Here is a 3063-nt window from a genome sequence, read left to right as displayed (position 1 = left end):
ACGGCGGGGTCGTGTCCTTGAGCAGGACCCCGCTCGCACCGAGGCGGATCGCGGTCGCCGCCGCCGGTTCGAGGCCGAACGTCGTGAGCACGATGACGCGGGGGACCGGGGCGGGGAAGCTCCCCGAGAAGAGGTGTCGGACGGTCTCGACCCCGTCCATGCCGGCCATCCGCATGTCGAGGAGCACCACGTCCGGGCGGACGGCCGGGATCGCGGTGAGGGCCTCCGCGCCGTCCGACGCCTCGCCCACCACGACCATGTCGTCCTGCGCGTCGAGCACCACGCGGAGGCCGGCTCGGAAGAGCGCCTGGTCGTCGGTGAGGAGGACGCGGATGGGGCGCGGGGTCGCGCCCGCCGGGGCGGCTGGCTGGTGGACGTCGTCGGTCGGTCGTGCCGGGTCGGCGCCGCCGGTCGGGCGTGCCTGGTCGGCTGGCTCGTCGGTCGTGTTCGTCATCGGTTCCCCCCTGGGATGTCGATCGGGATGCGGGCGCGGGCCACGAACACGTCGTCGAGGACCGCGGCGTCGAAGGAGCCGTCGAGCGCGGCGAGCCGGGAGCGCATGCCGTCGACCCCGCGGCCCGAGCCGCCGGTCGCGCCGCTGCCGACGACGTTCTCGACCTCGAGGACGAGGTCGGCGGACCGCCACGTCTCCCGGACGGTGACGGGCATGCCGGGGGCGCCGTGCCGGAGCGCGTTGGTGAGCATCTCTTGCAGCACCCGTCGGGCGGCCGTCCCGGCGTCGTGGCCGAACGGTCGGGGACCGCCGCGGACGGCGTGCTCCACCGGGACGCCGGCGTCGCGGATGCCCTGCACGATCTCGTCGAGCGTCGCCGGGCCGGAGTCGCCGGTGCCGTCGATCTGGCCGAGGACCTGCCGCACCTCCATGAGCGAGCTCCGGGCCGTGCTGGCGATCGTGGCGCTGACCTCGCGGACCCGTGCCTCGTCGGCGAGGAACGGCACCGAGTCCGCCTGCGCGATGATCACCGCGAGCGAGTGTCCCACCACGTCGTGCACGTCGCGGGCGATCGCCGCACGGATGCGTTCCGACTCCGCGACGTCGATGGCGCGGGTGGCGGTCGCCTCGGCCTCGGTGGCCACGGCCTCGGCGCGGGAGCGGGCCTCCTCGGCGTGGGCGCGGCGCTCGGACTCGCGGTCGCGGGACCGGAACGCGCGGACCGCCAGGCCGCCCGCCCACACCGCCAGGAGTGCCGCGGCCGGTGCCGCCATGGCGAGGAAGGCCTGGTCGCGGGGACCGTTCACGAGCACCGCGAACCGGAACCCGGTGACGGTGAGGTAGAGCGTCGCGCCCACGCCGGCGACGAACGCCAGCAGTCCGGAGAGGACGACCTCGGCGCGGGTGCCCACGATCGCGCTGGTGCCGATCACCACGAAGATCGCGAGGTCGACGAGGGACGGCCGTTCGCCGCCGGCGACCTGGACGAAGCCGAGCGTGACGACCAGGAGCATCGCGACCGACGGCGAGATCCGTCGCACCGCGATGGCACCGGCGGCGGCGACCACGGCGAGGATGCTGGCGTGCTCGAGCTCGAGGTCGACCGGGGCGAGGAAGGCGAGCGCCGCGACGACCGCCCAGACCACGTCGACGACGATCGAGCGCGTGGCGAGCGGTCGGATGAACGTGCGCCCTTCCGTCACGGCTCCGATCATCGCACGGGGTCGTGCGCCGCTCGGCCGTGGGCCGCGTCGCTCCCGGTGCTCACGCCACCGGGGACATCGCGATGAGTGCCCACGCGGTGACGGCGACGATCCCGGCGCAGACCGACAGGGTGGCGATGACGTGCTTGATCGAGGAGTCCATGGTGTCAGCCTGGGGGACCGACCACCCGTCGGGCATCGGGCGGGCGGCCGAAGCGCATCCGTCCCGAGGACGAACGGGTCGTCCCCCCGCCCGCCGTCGTGGGACGCGCCCTGGGGTCAGACCACGACGGACCCGAGCATCCGGTGGGCGATCGAGACGGACTCCCCGCTGAGCGCCGACAGCGGGGACGAGAGGAACGCGACGAGGTCCGCGATCTGCTGCGGGCTCGACTCCCCGCCCGCACCGTGCTGCACCTGGGCCGCCGGCTCGTCGGTCACGGTCCCCGGGTTCACCACGTTCACGCTGACGCCCGTCCCGGCGAGTTCGTCGGCGAGGTTCTTCGCGATGACGTTGGCGGCGGTGTTCCGGAGCGACGCGGTGATGTTGCCCGAGATGTAGGCGTTCTGGCCGCTCACGACGACCACCCGGCCGAAGCCGGCCTCGCGCTGGTGCGGGACGACGGCGTTCGCGACGCGCAGGAAGCCGAGTGCCTTGCCGTCGATCGCCGCGGCGACCTGCTCGGGGTCGGACTTCCGCGCGGGGTCGAGGGTCCGTGCACTCGGAGCCGCCGTCACGACCAGGACGTCGATGCGCCCGTGCCGCTCGACCACCGTCGCGACCCCGGCGTCGACGGACTCCTGTGACGCGGTGTCGATCACCACGCCGTCCTCGTCGTCCCCGGCGCTGCGCGAGGCCACGACGACGGTCGCCCCCTCGGCACGGAGACGGTCCACGACCGCGCGGCCGATGTAGCCCTTCCCCCCGACGACGAGCGCGACACGATCCGAGAGCTGCAGGTCCATGCGCTGCACGCTAGCCGAACAAGGAGGAGTCGTCCCACGGAACGCGCGCGTCCCGTGGTCCCGTGCCAGGAGCTGTCGGCGAGCTGGGACCGGGCGATCGCGAAGCGCTACGGCGCCGCCGCTGCGGTCGAGGCCCGGCGCAAGGGCGTCGACGTGGTCCTCGGACCGACCATCAACCTGCACCGCTCGCCCCTCGGCGGCCGCCACTTCGAGGCCTTCAGCGAGGACCCGGTCCTCACCGCGGTCCTCGCCGCGTCCTACGTCGAGGGCGTGCAGGAGAACGGTGTCGCCGCGACCCCGAAGCACTACGTCGCGAACGACTACGAGACCGACCGCTTCACCGCCTCGACCGAGGTGTCCGACCGGGCGCTCCGCGAGCTCTACCTCCTCGCGTTCGAGAAGGCCGTCACCGAGGCCCATACCTGGGCGATCATGTCGTCG

Annotated in this window: 4 protein-coding genes; 1 reads left to right on the top strand and 3 read right to left on the bottom strand. The window is 73.8% G+C overall.

Annotated features, from left to right (window positions below):
* From I59_RS18170 to I59_RS18155, 3 genes are all read right to left on the bottom strand, one after another.
* Positions 1-454 (bottom strand): response regulator transcription factor (locus tag I59_RS18170; protein WP_022905091.1); only part of this gene is annotated, 454 nt, incomplete at its 3' end.
* Positions 451-1656 (bottom strand): sensor histidine kinase, encoded by a 1206-nt coding sequence (locus tag I59_RS18165; protein WP_148286311.1) that lies wholly within the window; start codon positions 1654-1656, stop codon positions 451-453. The genes I59_RS18165 and I59_RS18170, both read right to left, overlap by 4 nt.
* Positions 1657-1935: 279 nt before the next feature.
* Positions 1936-2622: an SDR family NAD(P)-dependent oxidoreductase gene (locus tag I59_RS18155; RefSeq protein ID WP_022905088.1), complete on the bottom strand. Its 687-nt coding sequence runs from the start codon at positions 2620-2622 to the stop codon at positions 1936-1938.
* A 54-nt stretch (positions 2623-2676) separates the two neighbouring features.
* Between I59_RS18155 and I59_RS20445 the strand changes: the two genes are divergently transcribed.
* The coding region (locus I59_RS20445) for a glycoside hydrolase family 3 N-terminal domain-containing protein (RefSeq protein WP_042726911.1) at positions 2677-3063 on the top strand (387 nt) is incomplete at its 3' end.

Origin of the sequence: Curtobacterium sp. B8, from assembly GCF_000333315.1 — a bacterium.
In the GTDB taxonomy this organism is placed as follows: Bacteria; Actinomycetota; Actinomycetes; order Actinomycetales; family Microbacteriaceae; genus Curtobacterium; species Curtobacterium luteum.
The sequence above is the reverse complement of the archived record's forward strand: the minus strand, read 5'-3'. Positions and strand labels throughout refer to the sequence as shown.

What these genes read in the sequence shown, in the direction of transcription:
- I59_RS18155 (WP_022905088.1), bottom strand. Translation starts at nt 2,622, where the DNA reads ATGGACCTGCAGCTCTCGGATCGTGTCGCGCTCGTCGTCGGGGGGAAG.